Annotated in this window: 16 protein-coding genes; 4 read left to right on the forward strand and 12 right to left on the reverse strand. The window is 44.2% G+C overall.

Annotated elements, in window-relative coordinates:
- Nucleotides 1-108 precede the first annotated feature (108 nt).
- Both C9J47_RS18785 and hemL read right to left on the reverse strand, forming a co-directional pair.
- A complete protein-coding gene (locus C9J47_RS18785) occupies nt 109-1,194 on the reverse strand; it encodes an AI-2E family transporter (RefSeq protein ID WP_107254869.1) in 1,086 nt (361 codons plus the stop codon).
- 325 nt (nt 1,195-1,519) lie between these two features.
- Entirely contained in the window at nt 1,520-2,818 is a 1,299-nt protein-coding gene (hemL, locus tag C9J47_RS18790) for a glutamate-1-semialdehyde 2,1-aminomutase (RefSeq protein WP_107254870.1), read from the reverse strand.
- Between the two features lie 240 nt (nt 2,819-3,058).
- On the opposite strand from hemL, the gene clcA reads away from it, so the two are divergent.
- Entirely contained in the window at nt 3,059-4,462 is a 1,404-nt protein-coding gene (gene clcA / locus C9J47_RS18795) for a H(+)/Cl(-) exchange transporter ClcA (protein WP_006230606.1), read from the forward strand.
- A gap of 60 nt (nt 4,463-4,522) precedes the next feature.
- The gene (gene erpA / locus C9J47_RS18800; protein ID WP_006230607.1) at nt 4,523-4,864 is read left to right on the forward strand and encodes an iron-sulfur cluster insertion protein ErpA; all 342 of its coding nucleotides are present in this window, start codon (nt 4,523-4,525) and stop codon (nt 4,862-4,864) included.
- Between the two features lie 120 nt (nt 4,865-4,984).
- Here the strand turns inward: erpA and shyC are convergent, their stop codons facing one another.
- Entirely contained in the window at nt 4,985-6,310 is a 1,326-nt protein-coding gene (shyC, locus tag C9J47_RS18805; RefSeq protein WP_107254871.1) for a peptidoglycan DD-endopeptidase ShyC, read from the reverse strand.
- Between the two features lie 126 nt (nt 6,311-6,436).
- On the opposite strand from shyC, the gene tyrS reads away from it, so the two are divergent.
- Both tyrS and C9J47_RS18815 read left to right on the forward strand, forming a co-directional pair.
- Nucleotides 6,437-7,624, forward strand: coding sequence for a tyrosine--tRNA ligase (gene tyrS, locus C9J47_RS18810; RefSeq protein WP_107254872.1), 1,188 nt, complete (start codon nt 6,437-6,439; stop codon nt 7,622-7,624).
- A gap of 124 nt (nt 7,625-7,748) precedes the next feature.
- Nucleotides 7,749-8,363, forward strand: coding sequence for a DedA family protein (locus tag C9J47_RS18815; protein WP_107254873.1), 615 nt, complete (start codon nt 7,749-7,751; stop codon nt 8,361-8,363).
- Between the two features lie 105 nt (nt 8,364-8,468).
- On the opposite strand, the gene C9J47_RS18820 is transcribed toward C9J47_RS18815, so the two are convergent.
- The 9 genes from C9J47_RS18820 to gltB (C9J47_RS18860) all read right to left on the reverse strand — a co-directional run bounded on the left by C9J47_RS18820 (nt 8,469) and on the right by gltB (C9J47_RS18860) (nt 24,780).
- On the reverse strand, nt 8,469-8,885 hold the full coding sequence (locus C9J47_RS18820) for a VOC family protein (RefSeq protein ID WP_107254874.1): 417 nt from the start codon (nt 8,883-8,885) through the stop codon (nt 8,469-8,471).
- 161 nt (nt 8,886-9,046) lie between these two features.
- Nucleotides 9,047-9,658, reverse strand: a complete 612-nt coding sequence (locus C9J47_RS18825; protein WP_006230612.1) for a trimeric intracellular cation channel family protein — start codon at nt 9,656-9,658, stop codon at nt 9,047-9,049.
- A gap of 121 nt (nt 9,659-9,779) precedes the next feature.
- A complete protein-coding gene (gene btuF / locus C9J47_RS18830) occupies nt 9,780-10,604 on the reverse strand; it encodes a vitamin B12 ABC transporter substrate-binding protein BtuF (RefSeq protein WP_107254875.1) in 825 nt (274 codons plus the stop codon).
- Nucleotides 10,605-11,561, reverse strand: coding sequence for a cobalamin biosynthesis family protein (locus tag C9J47_RS18835; protein WP_107254876.1), 957 nt, complete (start codon nt 11,559-11,561; stop codon nt 10,605-10,607). It abuts the gene before it with no gap.
- Nucleotides 11,561-12,259 (reverse strand): 5'-methylthioadenosine/S-adenosylhomocysteine nucleosidase, encoded by a 699-nt coding sequence (gene mtnN, locus C9J47_RS18840; RefSeq protein WP_107254877.1) that lies wholly within the window; start codon nt 12,257-12,259, stop codon nt 11,561-11,563. The genes C9J47_RS18835 and mtnN overlap by 1 nt, the downstream gene beginning before the upstream one ends.
- 184 nt (nt 12,260-12,443) lie before the next feature.
- On the reverse strand, nt 12,444-13,856 hold the full coding sequence (locus C9J47_RS18845) for an FAD-dependent oxidoreductase (protein WP_107254878.1): 1,413 nt from the start codon (nt 13,854-13,856) through the stop codon (nt 12,444-12,446).
- A gap of 15 nt (nt 13,857-13,871) precedes the next feature.
- Nucleotides 13,872-18,335, reverse strand: coding sequence for a glutamate synthase large subunit (gltB, locus tag C9J47_RS18850; RefSeq protein WP_107254879.1), 4,464 nt, complete (start codon nt 18,333-18,335; stop codon nt 13,872-13,874).
- 432 nt (nt 18,336-18,767) lie between these two features.
- Nucleotides 18,768-20,240: a glutamate synthase subunit beta gene (locus C9J47_RS18855; RefSeq protein WP_107254880.1), complete on the reverse strand. Its 1,473-nt coding sequence runs from the start codon at nt 20,238-20,240 to the stop codon at nt 18,768-18,770.
- Complete coding sequence (gene gltB, locus C9J47_RS18860; RefSeq protein WP_107254881.1) at nt 20,233-24,780, reverse strand: glutamate synthase large subunit; 4,548 nt, start codon at nt 24,778-24,780, stop codon at nt 20,233-20,235. Before gltB (C9J47_RS18860) ends, C9J47_RS18855 begins: the two co-directional genes overlap by 8 nt.
- Nucleotides 24,781-24,897 lie beyond the last annotated feature (117 nt).

Consider the following 24,897-nt stretch of genomic DNA (forward strand, 5'->3'; position numbering starts at 1 on the left):
TACATCACTGAATAAGGGCGCGAATTGTTCCACAAAATAGCGTGCATGAAAAGGTGAGCGGTGCCGCATATTAATGGCGGCACCTATTTGTTCAGGTTTAGGCTGGAATTAACTCTGATTTTGCTGCTCAAGAAAGTCTTTAAATTCCACTTCATAGAGCTTAAAGAGCACTAATGTGACGGCAAAAATAATCGGGCCATAAATCAAACCGATTAGGCCAAATAAATGTAAGCCGCCCAAAATAGAGAAGAAAATGAGTAAGGTATTCATTCCTGAATTACCTTGCATTAATAATGGTCGTAAAATGTTGTCGATAGACCCCACCACAATAATGCCCCAGCCACTTAAGAATAATGCCCATTCCCATTGATTAATTAGCAATAAATACAGAGCCGCAGGCAGCCAGATCAATGCTGTACCAAAAACAGGAATAAATGAAGCGAAAGCCATCATCGAACCCCAGAATAAACCAGGAAAACCTGCTAGCCACATGGCAAATCCGCCAGCAAAACCTTGTGCTAATGCCGTGAGAAATGAGCCGAGAACGGCAGATTTAGCCACTTGTTCAACTTCGGTCAGTAGTGCATCTTCTTGGCTACGAGATAGAGGCAGTACATGGCGAACCGCATTAACCATTTTGGCGTGATCGCGTAGTAAGAAAAATAACACGAAGAGCATTAGCATAAAGCTGATCACGAAATTGGTTGCATCTCCCAATATTTTTGCACTGATGTTAAGTAGTTGAGCACCAAACTTTGATGCAGCAGAGGCGATTTTTTGTAAAATAGCTTGTGTATCAATGCTTTCAAACGGTGACCACTTATCAATCAGCAGTAGTGCTTTTTGTACATAAGGGTGGGCAAGTAGCTCTTTCGCCCCACCAGAAGAGAACCAAGTGTAACTGTCTTTAGAGAAGGTCGTTCCTTGGTGCACAATGGATGAGAATACGATCAATAATGGGATCACAATGATAAACGTCAGCAGGATACAAGAAAGTATTGCAGTGCTGTTAGGCTTACTTGGGAACTTTGACTCGATTCGCGCGTGCAATGGGTAATAAAGCAAAGAAATAATGAATGCCATAACGATCGGACCAATATAAGGTTCTACCAAGCGATAACTGGCATATACGGCGATACCGAGAGCTACGATTAGCATCCAGTGGCGAGATTCAACTTTAAATGGTTTTGGCACTTTTTTGTCCTTCGATAAGTTAACAATCGTATTGGGCGTTGCTTATAATTGCATCACTTCAATAAAGATCACAATCTTAATTCATGATTAATAATATATTTAATCAAAAACTTACTTCGTAATAACACTATTGGACGAATAACGATGGGCTGTTGTGATTGCGGTACAAAGAAAAAACGTAAACTCCCCTTGGCTGGCATCATTATTTTAGGGCTTGTGGTACTTGGTTTTTTCTTCTGGCAATAGTTTTAAGTATAAGCTGCTGATAAAAAACGCCACTCTAAGAGTGGCGTTGATTATGACTTAATTTTGCTTAACAAAATCTTTATGCGTTAGCTTCTTTTGCTAACGTTGCAAACGCATGTTCTGCAGCATTTAGTGTCGCTTCAATTTCTTTATCGCGATGCGCCAGAGAAGTAAAACATGCCTCATATGCTGAAGGTGCAAGGTAAACACCGTTTTTAAGCATAAGGTTAAAGAAACGCTTAAAGCGTTCGATATCGCATTTAGTCACATCGGCGTAGCTTGCTACGCTTTCTTGCTCGGTAAAGAAGAAACCAAACATGCCACCCACTTGATTGATAGCCAGTGGAATATCATATTTATCAGCTAATGCCTTAAACCCATCAGCCAGTATTTTAGTGGTATTGGCCAGACGCTTCTCATTACCTTCTTCTGTTAGCACGCTTAGGCATGCGTAACCAGCTGCCATTGCAACAGGGTTGCCTGATAGCGTACCAGCCTGATAAACAGGGCCTGTAGGCGCAACATATTGCATTACGTCTTTACGTCCACCAAATGCACCTACTGGCATTCCGCCACCGATGATTTTACCCAGTGTCGTTAGGTCTGGCTTGATGTTGTAATAACCCTGAGCGCCACCTTCTGAAACGCGGAAGCCTGTCATGACTTCATCAAGGATCAGCAAGGCACCAAATTCATCACAAATAGCACGTAGACCTTCAAGGAAGCCAGGAACTGGTGGAATGCAGTTCATGTTGCCGGCAACGGGCTCTACGATAATACAAGCGATCTGTTCTGGGTGCGCGGCAAATGCTTCACGTACAGTCTCAAGGTCATTGTATGTACATGTTAGTGTATGTTTCGCAAAATCAGCTGGTACACCTGGCGAGCTCGGCTGACCCAGTGTTAGAGCACCAGAGCCTGCTTTAACCAATAAGCAGTCAGCGTGACCGTGGTAACAACCTTCGAATTTGATGATTTTGTCACGGTTAGTGAATCCACGCGCTAAACGAATCGCACTCATGGTCGCTTCTGTACCAGAGCTCACCATGCGAATTTGTTCCATTGATGGCACAAGCTTAGAGACTAGCTCGGCCATGGTGATTTCCATTTCAGTCGGCGCACCGAAGCTAAGACCTTGTTGAGCAGCTTTGATAACAGCATCACGAACAGCAACGTGGTTATGACCAAGGATCATCGGCCCCCAAGAACCTACGTAGTCGATGTACGCTTTACCATCAGCATCAAAGATATATGCGCCATCAGCACGTTCGATGAACAGTGGGCTACCACCTACACCGGCAAATGCTCGAACGGGTGAGTTAACACCGCCGGGAATGATTTCTTGTGCTTTAGCAAATAAATCAGCTGATTTGCTCATTGTGACGTCCTATTTTCAAAATTGATTCAGGCTTGAACTTGCCGCATTGTACCGAATAAAAAGGGCGCTTGGCGAGTTTCTATTGCGCTACCTCAGTCACATAACACCATCTTTACCACTGATGGAAAACTAGTTTCCAACAATCACAGTGTAAAAAAATGCGCCTATCAACTACGATAGACACTTACCAAACTCATCACTCCTTTCTGCAACCCTCTCAAAGAATTATACGGCTGAATAATGACTGATAAAAAGCAAGGCACTCCTGCACCTGAACATCTACAACCTAGTGGCCTTGTTCGGCGTTTTTTATCTCGAGATAAAACCCCTGTATCGGTTCTTTTTCTGTCAGCATTGGTTGGTATGATTGCGGGTTTATTGGCGACGTTATTTGAAATCGGTGTTCATTGGGTGTCAGAGCAGCGTACCGAATGGTTAGTGCATGAAATTACTAGTGAATTACCACTATGGTTAACGGCTTTTGTGGTGAGTGCTTCGCTAGCATTTATTGGCTACTTCTTAGTTAACCGTTTTGCCCCCGAAGCGGCAGGTTCAGGTATTCCTGAAATCGAAGGGGCGATGGATGAGATGCGTCCCGTGCGCTGGTGGCGAGTATTACCCGTTAAGTTTTTTGGTGGCTTAGGTGCATTAGGCTCAGGGATGGTTTTAGGCCGAGAAGGCCCTACCGTTCAAATGGGCGGAAATATTGGGCGAATGGTCTCTGATATTTTTCGTCTAAAAGATAAAGAAGGTCGCCATGCGCTTCTCGCATCGGGTGCTTCCGCAGGTCTTGCAGCAGCTTTTAATGCCCCACTCGCTGGTATTATGTTTGTTGTCGAAGAAATGCGCCCTCAGTTTCGTTACAGCTTAATTTCGATTAAATGTGTCACTATTTCAGCGGTTGTTGCTAATATTGTGTTTCGAAGCATTAAGGGGCAGCACGCCGTTATTACCATGCCGCAATATGATGCCCCGACGCTAAAAGCATTATGGTTATTTCTGTTATTAGGCATGTTTTTTGGTGTATTTGGCGTGCTTTTTAATCGCTTAATTACCTTGTCTCAAGATTTATTTATTCGTATTCACCGCAATGAACGTCGCCGCTATTTAATTACCGGAACTTTGCTTGGGGGAACCTTTGGTTTGCTACTGCTCTATCTTCCTGAATTAACGGGGGGCGGAATTTCTCTTATTCCTGATGCAACCAATGGTAAATACAGTATCAGCTTGTTATTCATTTTATTCTTAGCGCGTGTTGCCACGACCTTGTTGTGTTTTGGCTCTGGTGCCCCAGGCGGTATTTTTGCGCCTATGCTGGCATTAGGCACGTTATTTGGGACGTTTTTTGGATCTATTGTTCAGATGTATTTCCCTGAATTAGGGTTAGAGCCGGGTATGTTTGCTATTGCGGGAATGGGGGCTTTATTTGCGGCAACGGTACGCGCACCCATAACTGGTATTTTACTGGTAATTGAAATGACCAATAATTATCACCTGATCTTACCCTTAATCATCACGACAATTGGTGCCACAGTGTTGGCGCAGGTCTTGGGTGGAAAGCCTATCTATTCCCAATTGCTACATAGAACCATGAAAAAAGAAAAATTACGTAATGAAGTGCCATCTGAAGTGAGCAATACTTGAACAAGTTAGTCAGGTATTAGATAATCATGTTAATTACCGCATGTGTTTGAGAGGTCTTTAATGAGCGACGCCAATGTACCGCTGTCTTTTTCTGATGTAGCTGCGAACAAAGTGAAAACGCTTATTGCTGAAGAAGAGAACCCAGAATTAAAACTACGCGTTTATATCACAGGTGGTGGTTGTAGTGGTTTCCAGTATGGTTTTACTTTTGATGAAAAAGTAAATGATGGCGATATGACGATTGAAAACAGTGGTGTAACGCTGGTGGTTGACCCAATGAGCTTACAATATTTAGTTGGCGGTGTTGTTGATTACACTGAAGGGCTGGAAGGTTCTCGTTTCTTTGTAAACAACCCGAACGCAACAACAACCTGTGGTTGTGGAGCGTCATTCAGCGTTTAAATCACCGTTAGCTATCTTCATATAGACAAACAGTGTAAAAAAAGCCGTCATATGAATGACGGCTTTTTTATATCGATAAAAAGAAGGTAGAAAAGAACTTTCGATATTTAGCTGTGATAGTTAGCCTTTATGCGACCCTTGCTCTAAAGGGCCATTGTCTGCAATCAGCTGACTAAACTGTGCTAGCTGACTAAGCCTGTCGTTAGCATGTTTTTTGAAAGCGCTCTTCTCTTTGCCTTTCAATGAATTAGCTTGCGGCAGCTTTACAGTTCGTGGGTTTTTATGTGTGCCGTTTACCAAGAATTCGTAATGCAAATGCGCCCCAGTTACTCGCCCTGTACTCCCTAGTGTGCCCACCGTTTGTCCTTGTTTGACGCGTTGCCCTGTTTTCACGCTACGCTTGGTCATGTGAAGATATTTAGTGATATACGTAGAGCTGTGACGAATGAACACATAGTTGCCGTTGAACTTGTTATAGGCTGATTTCATCACGATGCCATCACCTGCAGCCCAAATTGGCGTGCCTACTGGTGCGACATAGTCAGTTCCGCGGTGTGCTCGTACACGTCCGGTTACAGGGTGTAGTCTTCTAGGGTTGAAGTTAGAGCTTACGTAACGAAAATTAATCGGGGAGCGTAAGAAAGCCTTACGCATGGCACTGCCATTTTGATCGTAATATTTTCCATCTTCACTACGAACAGCAGTAAAGGTTTGACCTAAATTCGAGAAGGTTGCAGCAAGAATATTCCCGCGGCCAATTTGCTCGCCTTCTACAAAACGTTCTTCAAAAAGAACAGAGAAAGTATCGCCTTCTCGAATATCTAATGCAAAATCGATATCCCAACCGAAAATCCCCGCAATTTCCATGATTTGATTGGCGGTTAAACCGGCTCTATCTGCTGCGTTCCAGAAGCTTGAGGTAATGGTGGCTTGAGCAAAATTAAGCTGAGTATCTACTTTTTTCTTTTCAATGTTAGATTTAAAGGTGTCGCCAGCACGGGTAATGATGAGCTTTTCTGTCGGACTTTTGGGTTGAATAAGTTGAATTAGCTCATTTTTGTCATCGATACCAAATTGAAATGTATCACCAGGACGTAATGCGGTGAGCTCTTTTGTACCTTCATCAGCATTGATTAAACGATGAAGAGTGCTTGAGCTTAACCCTATCTTATTAAAGACCACAGCGAGACTTTCACCGGATGCAACTTGGTGTTTTTTCCATGTTAATGCAGGGATATTAGGGCGGTCATCTTCTTGAGCAGGACGAAGTTGATTGGGCTCAAGGTTGATTTCAAGTGGATACATTTTACCAATTTCAAATTTACGGTCCATTTTATCTGCTTTCTTAGGCATAGGCAGCAGGATCAGCACTATCACAGCAGCACTGATGAGAGCGATGAGAATTTGGTGCATCCTTGGCAATTTAGTAAGTTTTGATACTAGCATTGGTATTTTTTTAATATAAAGGAAAAAATAAGACAGCGCTTAGTCTAACTGGTTTCAAAAAACATCTCTATTCAAGTAAGATGGTTGATTATGACTTTTTTGCCAATTCTGTAGGAGCAAACAAGAATGGCCAGCATTGAACAAGCTTTAGCTGAAATTAAGCGCGGTATTGATGAGCTAATTCCAGAAGAAGAGCTGATTGCTAAATTAAAAGAAAACCGTCCATTACGAATCAAGCTAGGTGCTGATCCAACAGCGCCTGATATTCACTTGGGCCATACAGTCATTCTTAATAAGCTACGTACTTTCCAAGAGCTTGGTCATGACGTTACTTTCTTGATTGGTGACTTCACCGGTATGGTTGGTGATCCAACGGGTAAAAATACCACGCGTCCACCGCTAACACGTGAAGATGTTTTGGCGAATGCTGAAACGTATAAAGAGCAAGTGTTCAAAATCCTAGACCCTGCAAAAACTAAAATTGAGTTCAACTCAACGTGGTTATCAGAGCTAGGTGCCGAAGGTATGATCCGCCTTGCTTCTAACCAAACCGTTGCTCGTATGTTAGAACGTGATGATTTTAAAAAGCGTTATAACGGCGGTCGTCCTATTGCGATTCATGAATTTATGTACCCATTACTACAAGGGTATGATTCTGTTGCAATGGAAACAGATGTAGAGCTTGGCGGTACGGATCAGAAATTTAACCTATTAATGGGACGTGAGCTGCAAAAGTCACACGGTCAAAAGCCTCAAGTTGTACTGACTATGCCTCTTCTTGTCGGCCTTGATGGCGTGAAGAAGATGTCTAAGTCGGCGCATAACTACATTGGTGTGAGTGAAGTACCAACAGAAATGTTTGGTAAAATCATGTCGATCTCTGATGATCTAATGTGGAACTACTTTGAGTGCTTGTCGTTCCGTCCACTTGAAGAGATTGAACAGTTTAAGCAAGACATGGCGAACGGGAAAAACCCTCGCGATGTTAAGATTTTACTAGCAAAAGAAATTATTGCTCGTTTCCATTCTGCAGCAGCAGCAGATGCTGCAGAGCAAGAGTTTATTAATCGCTTCCAAAAAGGTGCGATGCCAGAAGAAATGCCAGAGCTTGAATTTGAAGCTGGTATTGCGATCAGCAACTTGCTAAAAGACGCTGGCCTTGTTAATTCAACATCTGATGCAATGCGTATGATCCGTCAGGGTGCTGCGAAGATTGATGGTAACAAGATTGAAGATACTAAGCTTATTCCTGCTGCTGGTACTGCTGTGTACCAAGTAGGCAAGCGTAAGTTTGCCCGTATTACCCTAAAATAATAGGGCTAATTTGCAGTGATGTAAAAGGGCGCTTGATGCGCCTTTTTTATTGGCTGCATTTTTTTATTCCTCTCTGTCACCGAGAAGACTACTATCGAGATATCCCCTTTTCTAATGGCTTGTTATGACATCGCTAGAACATATTATTACTGAGTTAACACCATTGCTTCAACAATATGGTTATTGGATTTTAGCCATCGCAATTGCGGTTGAAGGCATCGGCATTCCTGCGCCTGGGCAATCTTTATTAGTGGTGGCAAGCTTGCTGGCAGCGTCCGGTAAAATGTCGTTGTCTAGCATTTTACTTGTGGCGGGTCTTAGTGGCTTTATTGGTAATTGTTGTGGTTTCTGGATTGGTCGAAAGTTTGGCCATGTATTGGTGAACAAACAATGGATAAAGCCTCGAACGCTTGGAAAGTTACATGCTTTTATTGAGCGTTATGGCACGTTTGGTTTATTGATAAGTCGATTTATTGAAGGGATCAAACAATTCATGGCATTAGGCTGTGGTATTGCACAAATGCCGGTTAAACATTTTTTGATTGGTAATTTACTGGCTATCAGCGTTTGGCTGATGGTATTCGGGGTAGCTCCGGCATATCTGCACGATGAAATGGAACATATTCTGGCTTTTTATCATAACTATCAAGCATTGTGCTGGGCAGTTGTTAGCGCCGTGGTGATTGTGCTTTTAGTGCTAATTCTCCGCTCGTTGAAAAAACGCCGTTTAGGCCTATGAGACGAGTAACACTGATATCGAAAGGCGCGTAATGCGCCTTGAACATATTCAGCCTGACGACTTTTCACTATGCCTTTAAAGGTTAAGTCTTTATAGGTAAATAGTTTACAGGCTATAGTCATTTCGTTGCGCTGGATCGTCTGACAAATATTCAATGAACTCCCATTCAATACCATCTTTATCAAAGAAATAGATCCGTTTACGCCATGGATGATCGGCACCAAGCTCATTTTCTTGATAACCAGCGTCGATTAAACGTGCTCTCGTTTCACTCACACTATCAATGACGATCCCAATATGATTAATGCCAATATCAAGATAGGGTGTTCTGTTGCTCTCTTCGCGTTCAACCACTTCTTGAAGGGCAATATAGCTGTTTTCTGTTCCTAGATGACACCAACGATAATGATCGCCTTGTCCTTGTTTTCTAATCTCAAATTCAGGGATAGCGGTTTGGAGGAAGTGGATGGTGTTTTCCAATTGCTTGATCGTGATATTGGCATGCTCTACATAGGCTGACATTGTGTGCTTCCTTTTCTGTTTGTAAGGTTATTTCTTTATATAGTAGTTTGCCATCTTGATATGTAAAGTTTTTGGTTTATTTATTATTGTTAGATACAAAAAAACCGCCTTGAGTGGCGGTTTTATGCAAGATGTTGTAATAAATAGACTTACCAGTAGCGTTAACTTTTTAGGGTCAAAGCTGGTAAAGAAAGGTGCCAACGAATAGCTGCAAGACGAATCGAAAGTGTTGCGACCACACCTGCAAGAGTTGCTATTGTAGGGTCAATATCTACACTCAAGCCAATGGTGTGAATCATTCCACCAAGAATACATGCAGTAGCATATACCTCAGTTCGTAATACCATCGGAATTTCTCTGGCTAACACATCTCGAATTACACCACCACCACAGCCTGTAATAACTCCCATGATCACCGCTACCATGGGGGATGCGCCGAAACGAAGGGCTTTTTCTACCCCGATAGCAACAAAGACCGCTAAACCTATGGCATCGGCAACAGGTAAAAAATACCATGGCATACGCTGCGGGCGTCGTACGGCGATCATACTAATAAGGCAGGTAAAGAAGATGACCCATAAGTAGTTAGTATCAGTAATCCAAAATACTGGAGTGGCGCCTAACGCCATATCACGAATCGTACCACCGCCAATAGCAGTCACACTGGCAAGTACAACGACCCCAAACGGATCCATCCTTAATCGACCCGCCAGTAACACACCCGATGCGGCAAAAACGGCAGTGCCGAACATATCGAGAATATATATAAGCATGCTTGTCCCTGTTAAATAGAAAGACCATTGAGAGCGGACTGAGATTGTACGAGGAAATTAAACTGGCTCAACTTGATATCACGGCTTTGTGAGCTCATTCACATTGATTGTTGAGACTCTGTTACAGAGTGCCATCCCTGACTTGATCGAATAGACCGCAGACTTGTTTTATCGCATTAATCGTACGTGGTGTAGGCCGATTTAGCCAATCAGCTTGTAATGTAAAAACATGATGATTATCAACGGCTGGCAACTTACCTTGCCAGTTCTGCCAAATGCTGGTTTTAGTATCTGCATGAGGTGTGCCGAAGATAACTTCTGGTTGTCGAACAACAACTTGCTCTTCTGAAACTTGGGGGTAGGCCGCTGGACTATCCCCAAAAATATTTCGGCCTCCGCATAATGAGAATACTTGGCTTGGCCAGCTAGCATCGGCAACGGTAATGATCGGGGAGGTACTTAACTGGTAGAAGAAACTTACTGTACGTTGATTTTCATTGCGGGTTTTAAATGCGTTAATTTCTTGGCGAAATTGATTTGCGGTTTGTATCGCTTGTGTCGGATCTGGTGAATATTGACCAAGTTGCTCGATCGTTGTCGCAATATCTTCCAGTTCGACAGGGTTCGAATAAAAAACATTCAACCCCAACTGTTCTAACTTAGCCATTTCACGTGGGGGATTACCACCCTTCCATGCCAATATTAGGTCGGGTTGTAATGCAACAATGCGCTCTAACTTTACACCACGATAGTTAGCAACTCGTTCCAATTTTTGTGCGGCTTCTGGGTAATCACTGTAATCACTGGCTGCAATTAAAGCGTCACCAAGTCCTGCAGCATAAGCAAGTTCGGTAGTATGAGGAGAAAGGCTAATGACACGTAAGGCAGGTTGTTGGGCAATACTGAACGATGAAAATAGAGCAATAAACAGATAAATAAAGCGCACTTAAAAACTTCCTTGAAAAATAAACAGTAATGCGCTTTCAATGATGACCCAAGCAAGCAGACGATACGTCATCATTTGTTGTATTTGCGCTAAATGAAAGGCTGCAGGTGCAATTTTGCCTCCAATTTGGGGGCGTACCATTTTCTTATTATCGTAAATAGCAGGCCCACCTAAAGACAGTGATAATTTATGTCCTGTCGCACTCAGTAGCCAGCCGGGGCCGGGCAGAAACCAGTGTTCTCCCTGCTCTATTAAACCTTGGAGTGCGGCTTTGCTGTTGTTACCGACAGTAATGAGTAATGCCAGTATGCGCAGTGGAATAATATCTAGCATCGCGAGAATACGTACTGCAGGTAATCCGAATATATTGTATTGATGACGCGATGGTGACCATGCTCGGGCAAGACAAATCGCAACGCGATACATGATGGCACCAATTCCCCCGGCAATGGCATACCAGAATAAAACGCCAGCCACTAAGCGTCCGTAACTCAGAAGCTGTGTTTCTGCTCCTGCTTTTCCTAAACCTAATAAAGAGAGATTTTGGGTGTTACGATTAAGGGGGTATTCCAGTAATTGACGGCAGCGTACTTTGTCTCCTTTGGCATAAGCATTAATGAAATGCTGACTGAGTTTCGCGGTATTACGCCAATCTAGTGCAATCCATAATAAGGTGAGTTGAAACAGAATATCTACCCAAACAAGTTGATAAAGTGCAATCAATAAAATTAACAGCGTGCCCCAAATAAGTGCCCAAGTTAAGGTTCCTGAGAATAAACGTTGCTTGTCGTTGTCGTCTGGGTTGTTGACTTTATCGGCCAGTAGAATCGCGAAACGTTGGCAAATATGGATGGGATGAACAGCGGTTGGTATTGGGAAAAACCAATGTATGACTAACGCCCCCCACAATGCGAGTAGGGAGGCGTTATCGAGCAAAATAGACCAGCTATTCGTCATTACTGATTAATAATCTCAACCATTTTTGCAACCATTACCGACGAGCTTTGTGCTGCTAATGGTAAGAACTCTTCAAAGCTCATTGGTGATTCTTTATCTGCGACATCTGAAATTGCACGAACAACAACAAACGGTACATTGAATTGATGACAAGCTTGAGCGATTGCAGCCGCTTCCATTTCCACTGCAATAACTGTTGGGAAGTTATCACGAATGAACGCTTGTTTTTCAGGAGTACATACGAATGCATCACCCGTACAAATTAGACCGCGAACGGCATGCATGTCAGCCATTGAGGCTAGTGCTTGCTCTGCAGTCAGTATCAACTTTTCATCAGAAATGAAAGCTGCTGGTTGCTGTGCCATTTGACCAATTTCATAGCCAAACGCTGTTACATCAGCATCGTGGTAACGTACTTCTGTTGAAATAACCACATCACCAAGTGTTAGGCTTGAATCAAAACCACCCGCAGAACCGGTGTTTAAGACAACATCTGGTTGGAATACTTCCAGTAAAACAGCGGTACCCACAGCTGCTGCTACTTTACCAATCCCAGATTGTAACAAGACAACATCTGCGCCATTTAGGTTACCCGTATAAAAAGTACAACCTGCTTTGTGGTGAGTTTCGCAGTCAGTAAGTTGCTCTTTAAGGATGGTAACTTCTTGCTCCATCGCGCCAATAATGCCGATTTTCATGGATTTGTTCTCTTGTTAGTCAATACTTGCTGCGAGAGTCGCAACCAGAAGTGTAATTATTGACGCAATTGTACCACGCTGTGAGAAAGGTTGAAGTATGAAAAAACGAGAGCTTATGGGGCTAATTTGAGAAATTAGCCCATCAACACTCTCGTTGTATTGTGTATTTGTTGGATGTTAAGTGTTACACCTCAAGGTAATCAAGAATACCTTGAGCTGCTAAACGCCCTTCATTAATTGCAGTGACGACGAGGTCTGAACCCCGTACGGCATCGCCGCCAGCAAAAATTTTCTCGTTAGAGGTTTGGAATGGGAAGGTAGCAGTTTCTGGTGCTTTAATACGCCCATTTTGGTCAATGTCGACAGCGTATTTTTCTAACCATGGCATGGCGTGAGGTTGAAAACCAAAGGCCATAATAACGGCATCGGCTTCAAGTAAATGTTCACTGCCTTCAATCAATTCAGGGTGACGACGTCCTGCTTCGTCTGGTTCACCGAGCTTTGTTTTAACGACATTCACCCCAGTTGCTTGGCCTTGGTCATTAATTTTTATACTTAATGGTTGTAGGTTAAACATGAATTTCACGCCTTCTTCGCGTGCATTTTTTACTTCACGTCTTGAACCCGGCATATTGGCTGCGTCACGGCGGTAAGCACAAATTACATTTTTGGCGTTTTGACGAATAGAGGTGCGTACACAGTCCATCGCGGTATCCCCCCCCCCTAATACAACAACGCGTTTTCCTTTCATGTCAGTAAAATCAATGTCAGTGTTTAGGTTCATCACTTTGTAGGTATTCGATACGAGAAATGGTAAGGCATCGTAAACACCAGCTGCATTTTCGTTTTCTAGCCCTGCGCGCATGTTTTTATACGTTCCGACCCCAAGGAAAACAGCATCATAGTCTTTGAGTAAGTCATTCATCTGAATGTCTTTTCCGATCTCGGTATTGAGTTGGAATTCAACGCCCATTTCAGTGAATATTTTACGACGGTTAACCATCACCTCTTTCTCTAGTTTGAAAGAGGGGATGCCAAACGTGAGTAGACCACCAATTTCAGGGTAGCGATCAAATACCACGGGTTTTACGCCATTGCGCACTAAGATATCAGCGCAAGATAACCCTGCTGGACCGGCACCAATAATAGCCACTTTTTTATCTGTCCATTCAACATGCGACATGTCGGGCTTCCAGCCCATTTCAAACGCTTTATCGGTAATGTATTTTTCAACGTTGCCAATAGCGACGGCACCAAAGTCCTCATTAAGCGTACAAGATCCTTCACATAAACGATCTTGTGGGCATACTCGACCACAGACTTCAGGTAGCGTATTGGTTTGGTGGGCGAGTTCTGCCGCTTCTAATATGCGCCCTTCATTGGCTAATTTTAACCACTGTGGAATGTAGTTATGTACTGGGCACTTCCATTCACAATATGGGTTACCACAGTCAAGGCAGCGATCAGCTTGAGCGCCGGCTTGCTGTTGTGTAAAGGGTTCGTAGATTTCAACGAACTCAATCTTACGGATGTTAAGCGGTTTTTTTGCAGGATCAACACGCGCGACATCAATGAATTGGTATACGTTCTGGCTCATTATTTTTCCCCTCCCTTATTGTGCTTGTACACGCAGCTCTGCAGCTGAGCGGCTTTGGTGACCCAGAAGGGTATTCACATCTGCCGATTTAGGTTTCGCTAAATAGAACTTTGGAATCCATTGGTCGAAGTCGGCCAGAATTTCTTGAGCTCGGCTTGATCCTGTTTCCTCAAGGTGGCGATCAATCAAACCGCGTAAATGCTCTTGGTGGATTTGAAGGTCATTTAAGGGCAATGTTTCAATGAGTTCAGGGTTTACGCGTCCTGCGAAATCACCATCTTCATCAAGAATATAAGCAAAGCCACCTGTCATGCCTGCACCGAAGTTGACCCCTGTTTTACCTAAAATGGCAATAATCCCCCCCGTCATGTATTCGCAGGCGTTATCACCAGCACCTTCAATTACGGCAATCGTACCTGAGTTACGCACTCCGAAGCGTTCACCTGCGGTACCTGCAGCAAACAACTTCCCGCCCGTTGCACCATATAAGCAGGTATTACCAATAATCGTGGCTTCATGCGATTTAAATGCTGAGCCAATAGGTGGTCTGATGGCAATCTTGCCGCCGGTCATTCCCTTACCCACATAGTCGTTGGCATCGCCCGTTAAGTTGAGGTTTAGCCCGCCTGCGTTCCATACTCCAAATGACTGACCAGCAGTACCCGTTAAGTAAAGATTGATGGGGTTCCCTGCCATGCCTTGGTTACCATAACGCAGTGCAATTTCACCGGATAAACGGGCACCAATCGAGCGATCAGTATTACGAATATCGTGATATAAATCGGTACCGCTTCGGCTTTCTATGGCTGGCAAGGCTTCTTCAATTAAGGTACTACTTAATTGAGCGGTATCAAACGGGGTATTGGGTTCGCTGCAATACACTGTTTTGCCTGCGATTGGTGTAGGCGCATGTAGCAGGCTGCTTAAATCAAGTTTGTTTTGTTTCGCGGTATGGCCGTTAATGACAGCGAGCAGATCAGTACGACCAATCAGATCGGTGAGCTGTTTTACCCCTAACTGAGCCAATAATTCACGGACTTCCTGACCTAAGCCGATGAAGTAGTTCATGACTTGTTCTGGTAAACCTTTGAAGAAATCACGACGCAGTTTTTCATCTTGGGTTGCGACCCCTGTTGCACAATTATTTAGGTGGCAAATACGTAGATATTTACAGCCTAACGCCACCATTGGGGCGGTACCAAAACCAAAGCTTTCAGCACCTAGAATTGCCGCTTTCACCACATCGAGACCGGTTTTCAAACCGCCATCGACTTGTAAGCGGATTTTATGCCGTAATCCGTTGGCGACTAATGCTTGCTGAGTTTCTGCTAACCCCAGCTCCCATGGGCTGCCTGCATATTTTACAGAGGTGAGTGGGCTCGCACCGGTTCCGCCGTCGTAACCTGAAATGGTAATTAGATCAGCGTAGGCTTTAGCGACACCTGTCGCAATTGTGCCGACACCTGGTTCTGAAACCAGCTTGACTGACACCATGGCTTTAGGATTCACTTCTTTTAAATCAAAGATCAATTGGGCTAAATCTTCAATCGAATAAATATCGTGATGAGGTGGCGGTGATATTAATGTAACCCCGGGAACGGCAAAGCGCAGTTTGGCAATCTCAGTGGTGACTTTGTGACCTGGCAGTTGGCCTCCTTCTCCGGGCTTAGCACCTTGTGCCACTTTGATCTGAATAACATCGGCATTGACTAAGTAATGCGGCGTGACGCCAAATCGTCCTGAAGCCACTTGCTTAATACGTGAGTTTCGCTCGGTGCCAAAACGACGTGGATCTTCGCCGCCTTCGCCTGAATTTGAGTAACCACCCAAACGGTTCATCGCAATCGCGAGTGCTTCATGGGCTTCGGGGCTGAGTGCGCCAATAGACATCGCGGCGGAATCGAAGCGCTGATAGAGTTCAGAGGCGGTTTCGACTTGTTCTAGTGTTGTCGGGTTATCTGATTTCTTTAATGCTAACAAGTCACGAATAGCCGCGACTGGACGTTCATTAACGATATTGGCAAACGACAAGTAATCGTTGTAATTGCTTGACTTTACAGCCTGTTGCAGAGTGCTAACCACATCGGGGTTGTAGGCGTGGAATTCACCACCGTGAACGTATTTTAGCAAGCCGCCATGTTCTATCGGTTTACGTTTTAGCCATGCTTTACGTGATAGGTTAAATAAATCTTGTTGGAAGTCGTCAAAGTTAGCGCCAGAAATTCGGCTTGAAACACCGCTAAAGCACAGTTCGATGATGTCTTCATGCAGACCAATCGCTTCAAAGAGTTGTGAACAACGGTATGAGGCAACAGTGGAGATCCCCATTTTAGACATGATCTTGTATAGACCTTTATTCATGCCATCGCGAAAATTCACCATCACATCACGGTATGGTTTAGATATTGCCCCATTATCGATCAGCTTACCCAGCGATTCATAAGCAAGGTATGGATAAACCGCGGTGGCACCAAAGCCAATGAGTACCGCAAATTGGTGTGGATCGCGCGCGGTTGCGGTTTCGATAATGATGTTGGCATCGCAGCGCAAATTCGTTGCCACTAGGCGATTTTGCACGGCACCGACGGCCATTGCGGCAGGGATCGGTAACTTATTTTTATCAATCCCACGATCGGATAATACGAGTAACACTGTACCATTGCGCACGAGGCGTTCAGCTTGGTCACATAAATCATTAATGGCTTGTCTGAGATCTTTTTCGCTTGGGTCGTAGTTAATATCGATAATGCTATTACGGTAATATTGGCTATCGAGCTCTAATAGTTGTACTAGATCTGAATATAGTAATATCGGTGAATTAAAGGCAACTCGGTAAGCGTGACCATCGGTTTCACAGAATACATTCATTTCACGACCAATACAGGTGGCGAGTGACATAACGTGCTTTTCACGCAGTGGATCTATCGGTGGGTTAGTCACCTGAGCAAACATTTGGCGGAAGTAGTCGGTAATAGCGCGCTCTTTTGAAGACAATACCGCCATAGGGGCATCATCACCCATTGAGCCTGTCGCTTCTTGACCGTTTTCGCCGACAACACGTAATACCTGATCTAACTCTTCGTGATTGACTCCAAATAGTTTTTGATAAGTATTGAGTTCGTTGTCATCCAACGAGCGGCTGCCGACTTGATCGTCACCCAGCTCAGTAAAAGGGATTAACCGTTTAACGTGGCTGTCCATCCACTCTTTATAAGGGTGTCGCCCCATAAGTTCGTTGTCTATGTCGCTAGAATGCCAGATCTTACCGAACTTGGTGTCGATAACGAGCAGTTCACCAGGGCCAACACGGCCTTTTTCAGAGACTTCATCGGGAGCGTAATCCCAAATACCGACCTCTGATGCAAGGGTTATCAACTTGTCTTTTGTGATCACATAACGTGCAGGCCGTAGACCATTTCGATCAAGATTACAGGCGGCATAGCGCCCATCAGACATCACGATACCTGCTGGTCCATCCCATGGCTCCATGTGCATGGAGTTAAAATCATAGAAAGCGCGAAGTTCAGGATCCATATCAGGATGATTTTGCCATGCTGGTGGCACTAACATGCGCATTGCACGGAATAGATCGAGACCACCAGCTAAAAACAGTTCTAGCATGTTATCTAAGCTAGATGAATCTGAGCCTGTTTCATTGATAAAAGGGGCGGCAGTTTGAAGATCGGGTAATAATGGCGAAGCAAATTTATAAGCGCGCGCACGCGCCCATTGGCGATTCCCCGCAATGGTATTAATTTCACCGTTGTGGGCCAAATACCGGAAGGGTTGTGCCAATGGCCAGCGTGGTTGGGTATTGGTCGAGAAACGTTGGTGGAATAAGCAAATAGAAGACTCTAAACGGAGATCACCAAGATCTGTGTAAAATCGTGGTAAATCTGCTGGCATACACAAGCCTTTGTAAACCGTGACTTGGCTAGAGAGGCTACAGATATAAAAATCAGAATCGTCAGTAATGCGTTTTTCAATGCGTCGGCGAGCAATATAAAGGCGACGATCTATGTCGCGAGGTTTCCAACCGGCTGGTGCATTGATAAATACCTGCTCAATATTGGGTAATGATTCTTTCGCAATAGGGCCGAGAACCTGATCATTGATAGGAACAGTACGCCAACCAGCAATAGACAATGTTTCTTTTGATAGCTCATCATTGATAATTGCGCGGGCTTGTTCGGCTCTAACTGGATCCTGACTAAGAAATAGCATGCCAATGGCAAACTCTCGGGCGAGTTTCCAGTCTTTTTCTTCGGCGATAATACGATAGAAGCTCTCGGGCTTTTTCATTAATAGCCCACAGCCATCACCGGTTTTTCCGTCGGCAGCAATGCCACCTCGGTGGGTCATACGATCCAATGCCGATATGGCGGTACGCACTAGCTTGTGACTAGTATCACCTTCAATATGGGCGATTAAACCAAAACCACAGTTATCTTTTTCCAGCGCTGGGTCATACAGTGTCATTGCAACTCTCCCTTGCTTCTGCTCATTTAAACAGTGTGACTGCATAAGTATGACAATCTTCCTGATCGTCTTTTCTGCTTATTGCGACATTTCAAGTTAACGATAAATTACAAAAAGGTCAAATTATCGTTACAGATCACATTTGAGTGCTACCACAATATATATTTCTTATAAGTGTCTGGTTTTCAATTTTTTCATTTGAAAATCAAAGAATGTATTGGCATTTTTGATGGTGATAACGGTCAGATACTAGCAAGAAAAAGAGCGGGTATTACCGACTTACTTCAAAGGTTCTAATTAGTGATAAAAAGTAAAACTGATTGTTTAAAGAAAGGGGAAGTAGTAAAAACTGTATACCGATAATGGGTATAGGTATAAAAAAACCAGCTCACTACGGAGCTGGTTGTTTAGTATATCTATTATGTTTGTTAATTAGGCTTGAGAGAGCATCAGTGAATCAGCTTTTGCTTCTAGGTTGGAGTTACCCATTAAGAAGTCATCAATTTCACGTGCACATTCACGACCCTCGTTGATACAACGTACCACCAAAGATTGACCAGTACGCATATCGCCTGCGGCAAAAACACCTTTCTGACTAGTTGCAAAACCCGTGGTTGCAACATTACCGCGCTCATCCAACTTAATATCTAGTTGAGCAATAACACCGGTTGGTTCTGGATGTAAGAAGCCCATCGCTAAAAACGCCATATCACATGGAATGATACGCTCAGAGCCTGCGACTTCATCAAAAACAGGGCGTTCACCAGGTTTGGCTTCTTGCCACTGAATATCGGCGATACGCAATGCTTTTACATTACCCGCCTCATCACCGATGAACTCTTTAGTCAGAATATTCCAATGACGATCACAACCTTCTTCATGCGAAGTCGATGTTTTCATGATCATTGGGTAAGACGGCCAAGGTTGATTCGTTGGACGCTGCCCAGGTGGAATTGGCATAATTTCCACTTGAGTAATACTTGCAGCACCATGACGGTTAGATGTACCCACACAGTCAGAACCGGTATCGCCGCCACCAACCACAACAATATGCTTGCCTTTGGCGTGAATTTCTTCGGTTTTTAAATCCATGTCGTTAGCACGGCGATTATTTTGCGCAAGGAATTCCATTGCAAAATGTACACCTTTTAACTCACGACCTGGAATCGGTAAATTACGCGGTACGGTTGAACCGCCTGTTAGTAATACCACATCAAAATCTTGACGTAGTTGCTGAGCATTTACCGTGACACCAATGTGCGCATTAACTTCAAACTTAACACCAGCATCGCTCATTAAGTCGATTTTACGATCAATGATATCCATGCCTAATTTGAAGTCAGGGATCCCAAAACGTAATAGCCCCCCGACCTTTTCATCACGCTCAAAAACAGTTACGCAATGACCCGCACTGTTTAACTGCTCGGCAGCTGATAGACCCGCAGGACCAGAACCGATGATAGCAATGGTTTTCCCTGTACGTGTGCGTGGCGTTTTCGGTTTAGCATACCCTTCACGGTAGGCTGTTTCGACAATGGTTTTCTCGATATTACAAATCGTGATTGGATCTTGGTTGATACCCAATACACAGCCACTTTCACAAGGCGCTGGACATACGCGACCAGTAAATTCAGGGAAGTTATTGGTTGAACTTAAAATGTTCCACGCTTCTTCCCAGCTATCACGGAAAACGGCATCGTTGAATTCTGGGATGATGTTACCAATCGGGCACGCGTTGTGACAGAAAGGTACGCCGCAATCCATACAACGTGATGCTTGAGTATTGATCTTATCGCCAAACTCGTCATTCAGAACAAATTCTTTGTTATCTTGAATACGAACGCTTGGATCTACCTTTTGTGGTAGCTCACGACCAAATTCTAAAAATCCTGTAGGCTTACCCATTTACGGCCTCCAACTCTTCCTTGTTTTCTGCTTCAGCTTTACGCTTTAGTAGTACAGCTTTGTAATCCCTTGGCATTACTTTCACCATCTTCTGAAGGTTTGCTTCAAAGTTAGATAGGAAGGTTTCTGCGACTGTACTGCCTGTCAGTTCAGCATGCTTGGTTAGCATGTCTAATAGCAAATCTTTGTCTTCTTGCTCGAGAGGGTCAAGATCAACAAGTTCTGCATTTAGCTTGGTTTCGAAGTCCTCGAATTGGTCCCAAACATACGCGATACCACCGCTCATACCTGCTGCGAAGTTACGACCTGTTTGACCTAGAATAACGGCAATACCACCAGTCATATATTCACAACCGTGGTCACCGATTCCTTCAACAACCACTTTTGCGCCTGAATTACGTACACAGAAACGTTCACCCGCTAGACCGCGAATGTAAGATTCACCCGACGTTGCACCGTAGAAACAGACGTTACCTACAATGATGTTGTCTTCAGGAACAATATTAGATTTGCTGTTTGGATAAAGCACTATCGTGCCGCCAGATAAGCCTTTACCCCAGTAGTCATTGGCATCGCCTTCGACTTCAAAGTTCACTCCTTTCGCAAGGAATGCCCCAAAGCTTTGACCCGCTGAACCATTAAACTTCACGTTCATTGGCTGTGGTAGGCCTTGGTCTTTATAGATTTTTGAAATCTCGTTTGACAGCATAGTACCCGTACTACGGTCGGTATTGATGATGTCAAATTCAGCATCGACTTGCTTGCCCTGATATAACGCGGGGGCGGCAACATCAATTAACTTACGGTCAAGTACATGTTCAAGATTGTGTTCTTGTTGGCGCTGATTATAGATACCATCGTCTTTACGAGGTGGCTCAATAAATAACACTGGGCTTAAATCAAGATTTTTGTATTTCCAATGGCCAATGTCACTACGGATTTTCAGTTTGTGAGATTGCCCCACCATTTCTTCAATGGTACGGAAACCAAGCTCAGCCATCACTTCACGTAACCCTTCAGCCATGTACTGGAAGAAAGTAACCACATCTTCAACACGACCGTCAAAACGCTCTCGCAGTGTTTTATTTTGCGTTGCGATACCAACAGGGCAGGTATTCTTATGACACTTACGCATCATGATACAGCCTTCAACAACCAGTGCTGCTGTTGCTACTCCCCATTCTTCAGCACCCAGTAGTGTTGCGACTGCAAGGTCGCGAGGGGTTTTCATCTGGCCATCAGACTGAACAACGATACGGTTACGTAAGCCGTTTTTCAGTAGTGTTTGGTGTGTTTCTGCAAGGCCAAGTTCCCACGGTAAACCTGTGTGGCGAATTGATGACATTGGTGATGCACCAGTACCGCCATCAAAGCCTGCAATAAGCACGACATCGGCTTTTGCTTTTGCAACACCTGACGCGATTGTACCTACGCCAGCTTCCGATACGAGCTTGACGTTAACACGTCCTGCGCGGTTAGCATTTTTCAAATCGTAGATCAGCTGTGCTAAATCTTCGATAGAATAGATATCGTGGTGTGGTGGCGGGGAAATTAGACCGACCCCTGGTGTTGAGTGACGTGTTGCACCAATCCAGTCGTCGACTTTGTCACCCGGCAGCTGACCGCCTTCACCTGGTTTCGCGCCTTGTGCCATCTTGATTTGCAGCTCATCAGCATTACTCAAGTAGTATGAGGTTACGCCGAAACGACCTGATGCAACTTGCTTGATAGCTGAACGTTCCCAATCACCGTTGTCTTTCTTATCAAAACGAACAGGGTCTTCACCACCTTCGCCTGAGTTAGATTTAGCACCGATGCGGTTCATTGCAACAGCAAGGGTAGAGTGGGCTTCGTGAGAGATAGAACCAAAGCTCATCGCACCAGTAGCAAATCGCTTCAAGATGCTTTCAATTGGCTCAACGTCAGCCAGTGGTATAGCACCTGTTGGGCTTTTTATGAATTCAAGCTGACTACGCAATGTTGCGGCGTTGTCGCCTTGTGCATCAACAGCATGGCAATACTCTTGGAATTGCTTGTAATCTTTACCGCGTGTTGATTGCTGAAGCAGCGAAATTGTTTCAGGGTTAAACAGGTGTTTTTCACCACGTTGTTTCCACTGATATACGCCACCCACATCCAGCATTTGAATTGGGATTTCGCGAGTAGGATAACCAACACGGTGACGAATTAGCACTTCTTGTGCGATGTCATCAATGGTTAAACCTTGAATACGAGAAACAGTACCTGTGAAGTATTTATCGACAACAGATTTACTGATACCCAGCGCTTCAAATATTTGTGCGCCATGGTATGACTGCAAGGTAGAAATGCCCATCTTCGAGAAGATCTTAAGCAGACCGCCATTTACACCTTTACGGTAATTATTGAATAGTGCATCTGTTGATAACTCAGGGTCTAACTTACGCTTTTTTTGCAGATCAACCAGTGTCTCTGTCACTAGGTAAGGGTTAATGGCATTGGCACCATAACCGACTAGTGTTGCAAAGTGATGGGTTTCACGTGCATCACCGGTTTCGATAATGATGTCACATTTCGCACGTAACCCTTTACGGATTAGGTGGTGGTGAACGGCACCCACTGCCAGCATGGCAGGAATCGCAGCATGGTTAGAGTTAACGGCACGGTCGGTCAGGATGATAATGGAATAACCATCGTTAACCGCATCTTCTGAATATTGGCAAATACGCGTAAGGGCGCGTTCTAGTTTGCCTTGCTCTCCGTTAGCACGGAATACGATGTCGAGCGTTTTAGCTTGTAAGTGCTCTTTATCGATAGCACGCAGCTTTTCAAGTTCAGCATTTGAAAGAACGGGTGATTCTAACTCTACTTTTTGGCAGTGTTCAGGTGTTTCAGTCAGTAGGTTCTGATCTTTACCAAGGTAAGTATTCAGCGACATAACCATACGCTCACGGATCGGGTCGATCGGTGGGTTAGTTACCTGAGCAAAAAGCTGCTTAAAGTAGTTAGATAGATGCTGAGACTGATGCGATAGAATTGCGAGTGGCCAGTCAGCACCCATCGCACTGAGTGGTTCATAACCAGTTTTCGCTAAAGGAACGATAATTTCGTTCACTTCTTCAGAGCTCATACCAAACGCTTGTTGATGATGCAGTAAACGTTCTGGTGTTGGCTGGTGGTGCATGTTGTCGGCTTCAGGCAGAGCCTTTAAGGTCAATAAGTTGTCTTTAATCCACTGCTCATAGGGCTGCGCTGTGGCGATGCTGTCTTTGACTTCTTCGTCAGAGATGATGCGACCTTGCTCTAAATCGGCAACAAAGATACGCCCTGGTTGTAGGCGACCACGGAACTGAACATTTTCAGGATCAATTTTTACAACGCCAGATTCTGATGCCATAACCAAGAAATCATCTTTGGTCACCGTATAACGAGAAGGACGAAGACCATTACGGTCAAGCGTTGCACCTACTTGAACACCATCAGTGAAACAAACAGAAGCCGGACCATCCCATGGTTCCATAACATTTGCGTGGTATTGATAGAAAGCACGTCGTTTGGGATCCATGCTCTTGTTTTCTTGCCATGCTTCAGGAATCAGCATCATAAGCGCATGTGGCAAGCTACGGCCAGAAAGCACTAACAGTTCTAACGCCATATCGAAGTTGGAGGAATCTGAACTGCCTTCCTGACAAATCGGCAATAACATGTCGATTTCTTGTTGGCTGAATAGATCCGATTCAAGAATCGCTTCACGTGCCTTCATCCAGTTCAAATTACCACGTACAGTGTTAATTTCACCGTTGTGAGCAATATAACGGAAGGGTTGGGCCAGACGCCAGCGAGGGAAAGTATTGGTCGAGAAACGCGAGTGCACCAATGCGAGTGCCGTCACCATACTTGGGTTTTGTAGGTCTAAGAAGTATTGAGGTACTTGCTCAGTAGTAAGCTGACCTTTATATACCAAGGTTTTATAAGACAATGAGTTTATGTAGAAGTCATCGCCAATATTTGAAATGCTTTCAAGGCAAACACGCACAGTATAATTACGAAGAACATAGAGTTTACGTTCTAACACTGCGGGGTCTAAGTTTGCGCCACCAGTAATAAACACATGTTCAAACTGTGGTTCAGTGCTAAGAGGGTCTTCACCGATCATGGAGTTATCGACTGGTAATACACGATAGCCAATCACTTCTAGATCAAGTCGCTTTGCATTTCGTTCTAAAATGTCACGACACTGCGAACGTTTGTGCTCATCTTTCGGGAACAGCACAACACCCACACCGTATTTATCAAATGACGGTAGTTTAATGCCTTGTTTTACTGTTTCTTCCAGTAAAAATTCATGCGGCTTTTGTAAAAGAATACCGGCACCATCACCACTACAAGGATCACAACCTTGGCCGCCACGGTGCTCCATACGAGCTAACATGTCGAGCGCTTGTGTTACGATCTCATGGGATTTACGGTTTTTAAGGTGGGCAACAAAGCCGATACCACAGGCATCGTGCTCTAATTCGGGTACATAAAGTCCCTGCGCGTTAAGCTCTTGATCTGACATTGATACATCCTTCCAGTTTCAACAAGCCCTTATCCAAAGGCTTGGTTATCCCTAATTTTATAATCACATTCTCAATGAGCTTTATATCGGACGTCTTGTCCAGCGTCGTTGAGTTGC

The organism is Photobacterium indicum, assembly GCF_003026215.1.
GTDB classification, from domain to species: Bacteria; Pseudomonadota; Gammaproteobacteria; order Enterobacterales; family Vibrionaceae; genus Photobacterium; species Photobacterium indicum.

Bases quoted from the DNA above. Each gene is read 5' to 3' on its own strand.
- clcA (WP_006230606.1), top strand. From the start codon at position 3,059: ATGACTGATAAAAAGCAAGGCACTCCTGCACCTGAACATCTACAACCT.
- C9J47_RS18825 (WP_006230612.1), bottom strand. From the start codon at position 9,658: ATGCTTATATATATTCTCGATATGTTCGGCACTGCCGTTTTTGCCGCA.
- erpA (WP_006230607.1), top strand. From the start codon at position 4,523: ATGAGCGACGCCAATGTACCGCTGTCTTTTTCTGATGTAGCTGCGAAC.
- C9J47_RS18835 (WP_107254876.1), bottom strand. From the start codon at position 11,561: ATGACGAATAGCTGGTCTATTTTGCTCGATAACGCCTCCCTACTCGCA.
- C9J47_RS18820 (WP_107254874.1), bottom strand. From the start codon at position 8,885: ATGTCAGCCTATGTAGAGCATGCCAATATCACGATCAAGCAATTGGAA.
- shyC (WP_107254871.1), bottom strand. From the start codon at position 6,310: ATGCTAGTATCAAAACTTACTAAATTGCCAAGGATGCACCAAATTCTC.
- gltB (WP_107254881.1), bottom strand. From the start codon at position 24,780: ATGTCAGATCAAGAGCTTAACGCGCAGGGACTTTATGTACCCGAATTA.
- C9J47_RS18855 (WP_107254880.1), bottom strand. From the start codon at position 20,240: ATGGGTAAGCCTACAGGATTTTTAGAATTTGGTCGTGAGCTACCACAA.
- gltB (WP_107254879.1), bottom strand. From the start codon at position 18,335: ATGACACTGTATGACCCAGCGCTGGAAAAAGATAACTGTGGTTTTGGT.
- C9J47_RS18815 (WP_107254873.1), top strand. From the start codon at position 7,749: ATGACATCGCTAGAACATATTATTACTGAGTTAACACCATTGCTTCAA.
- mtnN (WP_107254877.1), bottom strand. From the start codon at position 12,259: ATGAAAATCGGCATTATTGGCGCGATGGAGCAAGAAGTTACCATCCTT.
- hemL (WP_107254870.1), bottom strand. From the start codon at position 2,818: ATGAGCAAATCAGCTGATTTATTTGCTAAAGCACAAGAAATCATTCCC.
- C9J47_RS18845 (WP_107254878.1), bottom strand. From the start codon at position 13,856: ATGAGCCAGAACGTATACCAATTCATTGATGTCGCGCGTGTTGATCCT.
- tyrS (WP_107254872.1), top strand. From the start codon at position 6,437: ATGGCCAGCATTGAACAAGCTTTAGCTGAAATTAAGCGCGGTATTGAT.